General features: G+C 36.0%; 7 protein-coding genes. 4 read left to right on the forward strand and 3 right to left on the reverse strand.

Annotation, left to right across the window (positions count from 1 at the left end; all coding sequences use genetic code 11):
• Positions 1-35: 35 nt before the first annotated feature.
• Positions 36-518 carry a DsrE/DsrF/DrsH-like family protein gene (locus HMPREF0083_RS08500; protein ID WP_040302069.1) on the reverse strand — a complete coding sequence of 161 codons (483 nt, stop codon included), beginning with the start codon at positions 516-518 and terminating at the stop codon, positions 36-38.
• Between the two features lie 40 nt (positions 519-558).
• Positions 559-786, reverse strand: coding sequence for a sulfurtransferase TusA family protein (locus HMPREF0083_RS08505; RefSeq protein WP_021620817.1), 228 nt, complete (start codon positions 784-786; stop codon positions 559-561).
• Positions 787-1,472: 686 nt separating this feature from the next.
• Here HMPREF0083_RS08505 and HMPREF0083_RS08510 point away from each other — a divergent pair.
• Positions 1,473-2,003 (forward strand): ECF transporter S component, encoded by a 531-nt coding sequence (locus HMPREF0083_RS08510; protein WP_021620819.1) that lies wholly within the window; start codon positions 1,473-1,475, stop codon positions 2,001-2,003.
• Between the two features lie 430 nt (positions 2,004-2,433).
• On the opposite strand, the gene HMPREF0083_RS27950 is transcribed toward HMPREF0083_RS08510, so the two are convergent.
• On the reverse strand, positions 2,434-2,607 hold the full coding sequence (locus HMPREF0083_RS27950) for a hypothetical protein (protein WP_021620821.1): 174 nt from the start codon (positions 2,605-2,607) through the stop codon (positions 2,434-2,436).
• Positions 2,608-2,948: 341 nt separating this feature from the next.
• On the opposite strand from HMPREF0083_RS27950, the gene HMPREF0083_RS08520 reads away from it, so the two are divergent.
• From HMPREF0083_RS08520 to HMPREF0083_RS08530, 3 genes are all read left to right on the forward strand, one after another.
• Positions 2,949-3,182 carry a hypothetical protein gene (locus HMPREF0083_RS08520; RefSeq protein ID WP_021620823.1) on the forward strand — a complete coding sequence of 78 codons (234 nt, stop codon included), beginning with the start codon at positions 2,949-2,951 and terminating at the stop codon, positions 3,180-3,182.
• Between the two features lie 341 nt (positions 3,183-3,523).
• Positions 3,524-3,895, forward strand: a complete 372-nt coding sequence (locus HMPREF0083_RS08525) for a DUF5412 family protein (protein WP_021620824.1) — start codon at positions 3,524-3,526, stop codon at positions 3,893-3,895.
• Positions 3,896-4,128: 233 nt separating this feature from the next.
• A complete protein-coding gene (locus HMPREF0083_RS08530) occupies positions 4,129-4,743 on the forward strand; it encodes a polymorphic toxin type 44 domain-containing protein (RefSeq protein ID WP_245191326.1) in 615 nt (204 codons plus the stop codon).
• The last annotated feature ends 462 nt before the right edge of the window (positions 4,744-5,205 follow it).

Consider the following 5,205-nt stretch of genomic DNA (forward strand, 5'->3'; position numbering starts at 1 on the left):
CTCTGGATCATACTGGATAATCAACACCCTTGTCATTAAATGAATAAGTTTACGTTCCCCTCCTCAGCATCAGCTAAGTAGGCAGCAACACCTGCATAGATGATATCATCCAGCAGCTCTTCTTTTTGTAACCCGAGAAGATCCATTGTCATCGTGCATGCCACAAGCTTAATGTCTTGCTCCTGCGCCATTTCAATTAATTGTGGAAGTGGTACGGCATTATGTTTTTTCATGATATGTTTAATCATTTTCGGCCCCATTCCAGCAAAGTTCATGTTGGAAAGCCCCATTTTATCAGCGCCACGGGGCATCATTTTTGCAAACATTTTTTCAAGAAACCCTTTTTTCACAGGGACAAATCCATCTTTACGCAAAGCATTTAATCCCCAAAACGTATGAAAAACTGTTACCTCATGATCGTAAGCTGCCGCTCCATTTGCGATAATATACGCCGCCATAGCTTTATCATAGTCACCACTAAATAAAATAATGTTTGTTTTTTTCTTGTGTTCAGTCATGCTGATCCCCCTTTTTATATCCTCCTTTGGGTAAGTGAAGTTATCCTTTTTTAATCCAGAATATAAATACTCCATTTTCTTCTTTAAAATCTAACAGTTCATGTCCACTGGATTTCGTCCATGCAGCAAGGTCATTTTTCGCTCCCTTGTCTGTTGCACGAACCTTCAGCACTTGCCCTGTTTCAATCTCGTTCATTGCTTTTTTCGTTTTGACAATAGGCATAGGGCATGCTAATCCATTTACATCCAACACTTTATTAGCTTTCATTGAAATCCCTCCTCAATTTTTATACACTTACCCGTAATGGTATAAAGGAAGCTAAAAAAATTTGCTTTGAACTTACTTCACATCAATTCATTTACCTATAGGGGTATTATATAAGGCAAATAATTATTTGTCTAGTCTTTAAAATTCTTCTACTCTGTCCTTATATCCGCTTTAATTTTTTATTACATTCTATTCCCGCCCCTTATATTCCGAATTTTACATTTTCCGACTTTGATTATATTCAGGCAATGCATGTCCAAAAATACGAAAGCCTTCCCTCGCAATTTCTATGTTATTAAAACCATTGCTCATTTTCTTCAATAAAAGTCAGGCAATCGGCAACATCGACCCCTTTCTGGCCTTTCTTCTGCCGGAGCGCAGGGCGCGTCCAACCTCTTCTTTTTTCCGAATTTCCTACTTCCAACCACGTTATCATGTCAAAATATTAAGTGTAACTTATATAGCCATGATTACGGATGATTTTAACGTTCTCATTACGTATCGTTTCCTTGTCCGTTGGCTTTAGCACCAGTATAGGCAGCTTTCAGGAGATGTAGGCATACAGAAAAAATAATCACGATTTATATAGACTTCTGTACCTGTGCAAATAAATAATATTAAGTATTTATTAAATATGTGATTAGGAGTATGATGGTATCTTAGAGAAAAAAGAAAGAGGTTATTATATGGATTCAACATTCTCATCGAGAGAAACAACTAAAACAAAAACCATAGTCATCAATGCACTTTTCATCACATTTACCCTTGTAGCCACAATGTTCATCAACATAAGGCTCCCAATAATGGGTAACGGAGGCCTAATCCACCTAGGTAACGTGCCTCTTTTTATCGCAGCCTTGGTTTACGGCAAAAAAACAGGAGCCATAGCAGGCGCCTTCGGAATGGCCTTCTTCGATCTTATCTCCGGTTGGGCAGCATGGGCACCATTTACATTCATCATCGTAGGTGCAATGGGCTTTTTAGCCGGCCTCATATCCGAAAAGGTACCTGGAAAAAGAGTACTTGTAAACACACTGGCAATTGCCGTTGCACTGATTATAAAAGTCGTAGGCTACTACTTTACCGAGGTTATCCTTTACAGTAACTGGATACAGCCAATCGGCTCCATCCCTGGAAACGTTATGCAGGTTGTAATAGCTGGTATCATTGTAGTACCACTTGCAGGACGCTTAAAGAAGGTTGCTGGACAGATATAGGAGTGAAACATATTTTGGAACTCTTTCAAAACATTTGCCGCTACACCGGCTCATATAGCTGAACAACAGGTAAAAAAGATTACACAGATTTAAAAACTTGGTTGAAAGAGTATAAATATTATAAAGATAAAGCCCAGTCGCTTGGGTCAGTCCCCCTTTTTTCTTTAGGGGCTTTTGTGTTAAATCTTAGAAGCTAATCTTGAAAAGTACCACTAGCAAAACTAGGATGAGCGCTCCAAGTGCTGGCTGGAACTCTTCTATTATATCTCCGATAATACGTAAGAGTATAATGATGATAGCAATCATCTGCTCTATTGGTTACACCTCCCTTATACTTTGCCTGAGTAATAAATCACTCGGCTTATTTATAAATGAAGTGTAAGAACAAAAACGGCCCCGTCGCCCAAAGTAGGGCAGCGGGGCATTACTCTTATTCTTTGTATAAAATAAATATCTGGTCAGGTTCTGGCTCTCTTGCTAGGAGTTTATCTTCGATTACCTCAAAATCCAATAAACCACTATGTATGTTCTTTGTTATCTCTTTAAGTAGTTGAATCATTCCGTTCTCATCAAGCTGTATAATGTACTTTCGTGTTTCTGTCATTCTGCTTTCCTCGCTTCCATTTCGAATTTGCATATACCACAAACCATTACTTTTTCAAATTGTATATATGCAGCTCTAGGGTGGAGAACCCGGAAAGCTTTCAGTTCTAACTCAGATAATAATCGTTTATTTTTGTCGAGGTACATAGGTAAGCTTATGCTATCTGTCGCCTTACAAACATAACATTTCATTTTTTGCTCTCCTTTCTATATTCTATTTTTACCACCCTATACAATAAGTAAAATCCTTCCAAATAAAACAAGAGATTAATTATGTGTAGTAATAAGAATGATTTTTTTTTCGTTATATTAGGTAAACAAGTTATGGGGGGCTGATATGTATTGATCTTTTTATTTAGGTTTGATGTAGAAAACGGCGGAATTAGTTTTATTCTCAACAAGGGAATTGCAAGAGACATGTATCCAGATATGGAAGAAATGCCAAGACAACTTGCAGATTCTACTTGTAAAGTACTAGAACACCACAAAATTTATAGTAAAAGCAACCCTATCATGCAAGGTCAAATCTTAGATACCGGAGAGTTTGAAGTTAACCTTAGCCATGGATTAGGATAATACATTGACCCATACACAAAAAATCAAATCCTTTTTGAGAACGCAAAACTGATATCGGATATTTCAATGCAGGTAATGAGTCGATGTGTTTTAGGCAATTGATATTGCCTCGTATGCTTCCCGGTAATGATAGGGAAAAACGAAACTCTTCTACCAGCTTCAGAAAGTTTGGCTATTATCCCTAGGTCTATTTCTCCCTTATCTGTAACTATTTAACGTAATATGTGTAAAAAAATCTTTTTATTTACTATTATGTTAAAATAAGGGCAGTAGAAGCGTGGGAAGAAACACTTGGCAATATAGAAATTTTTATTTTTTCTACGATTGGGGGAGGGTACATTATGGCGGTAAAAAAAAGGTTCTTATTTAGTTTACTTATATTTATCCTTATATCTGGTGGAATTTTGGGTTATGTGTATTATTTACTTTTCTATTCAATGTCTAATCTTCCTGAAGGAAAGTTTGTAAAGCAAGTAGATTCCCCTGATAAAAGCTACGCTGTAAGAATGTATATTGTAGAAGGGAATGCTACTGTTGCTACAACAGTTCGGGGCGAACTGTTAAAAAATAAAAAAGGAACTAAGAAGAATATTTATTGGGATTATAGGATAACTGATACGAATGTAAAGTGGGTTGATCCTGATACAGTTTCCATAAATGGCCACAAACTTGATGTAGAAAAAGACATATACGATTTTCGAAGAGAACGCTAATAGAGCAACTATAAATTCATTCAATCTAGTAATTAGGTTGTATTTATAAGATTGTTATTCATTACCATTTTTCATATATTGTAAAAAATAGTTTATTATTTATTTTATTTCCAGCAAAATCTATTTCATGGTCTGAATTCCAAAAAAAGTGATGGAGGAAAAGTCTGAAAAAGAAAAAGATTTCAGCAGTAATCCTATCATCAGCACTTTTACTGACAATGGGAACTAGCGTTATGGCTTCAGAACCGGTACAAAGTTCAGAATTACAAAAATTCGATGCTCAAGTAATGGCTAGTTATCCAGACATCACATCTAGCTTCTCAAAAACTTTACGTAAAAACGCTGCATATATGGCCTACTATGCTATGAATGAACAAAAGCAAGGCACTTATCCTATAGCTACAGGAAAGGAATTTGCTACCCAAGTCAAAACTGGTGGTCCTTGGGATTATAAACTTTCATTTGGACCTGCAAAAAAATATGTATATAACGGATATGCTATGAGAGGTGAAGACCTCGGTAATGTGCATTATGGTTTCGTTGGTAGGGCAGCGGGCTTCCAGCCTTTCCTGTTACGCTCTGCAGCAGGCGCTTATCAAATTTGTAGTCTAACTTCACACAAGGATTGGGCTAGTTCTTATTTTGATGATCCGATAGATCAACTTTATATTAATTTTGGAATAGATATGTGGGATAATAATACTATTCCTAATTCTTTGTCTGCAGACTCTTCACAACATGATACACAATTATTTAACTTGCTAACTGATAGCGAGAAGAAAGAAATAGAAGAGAAAGTTAAGGAAGATGTTGCTAAGATAAAAGAAGAACAGAACCAAGAAAAATAATAATCATTAATTTCTTTAATGATATAAGCCGACTTTTCAAATTTGGAAAATCGGCTTATACTTCGTAAAATCATTTCTTTGTTGTGTCTTACTCCCCTTTTATTGGATATACAAAGTTATACATGCTTCTACATTGCTTTTATGGTAAAAATAGGGAAAATCACCTTATAAATTGATACTAATGTTCGGTATGGGGCTAACACCACAATAAACATCACACTATAACCCCATGTTTTTTATGTAAATGTCCATTGAAAACACTGGGTTTATAACGCGTAAATCATTGTGATAAAATTCAAAAGGTATAGGCTTAGTAATTTCATACCCGAAAAATTTAAAAAGTGGCCTAAAAAACAATTAGAAAAACAGTCGCTAAAATGCAGAAAAAACTCGTCATCATGAGGCATTATCTCTTTCCTTATGTGAACAATTTAACTTCCCTCCGAAAGAAGTCTCCCACTT

The sequence above is a fragment of the Aneurinibacillus aneurinilyticus ATCC 12856 genome (assembly GCF_000466385.1).
In the GTDB taxonomy this organism is placed as follows: Bacteria; Bacillota; Bacilli; order Aneurinibacillales; family Aneurinibacillaceae; genus Aneurinibacillus; species Aneurinibacillus aneurinilyticus.

What these genes read in the sequence shown, in the direction of transcription:
- HMPREF0083_RS08500 (WP_040302069.1), bottom strand. Translation starts at nt 518, where the DNA reads ATGACTGAACACAAGAAAAAAACAAACATTATTTTATTTAGTGGTGAC.
- HMPREF0083_RS08505 (WP_021620817.1), bottom strand. Translation starts at nt 786, where the DNA reads ATGAAAGCTAATAAAGTGTTGGATGTAAATGGATTAGCATGCCCTATG.
- HMPREF0083_RS08510 (WP_021620819.1), top strand. Translation starts at nt 1,473, where the DNA reads ATGGATTCAACATTCTCATCGAGAGAAACAACTAAAACAAAAACCATA.
- HMPREF0083_RS27950 (WP_021620821.1), bottom strand. Translation starts at nt 2,607, where the DNA reads ATGACAGAAACACGAAAGTACATTATACAGCTTGATGAGAACGGAATG.
- HMPREF0083_RS08525 (WP_021620824.1), top strand. Translation starts at nt 3,524, where the DNA reads ATGGCGGTAAAAAAAAGGTTCTTATTTAGTTTACTTATATTTATCCTT.
- HMPREF0083_RS08530 (WP_245191326.1), top strand. Translation starts at nt 4,129, where the DNA reads ATGGCTTCAGAACCGGTACAAAGTTCAGAATTACAAAAATTCGATGCT.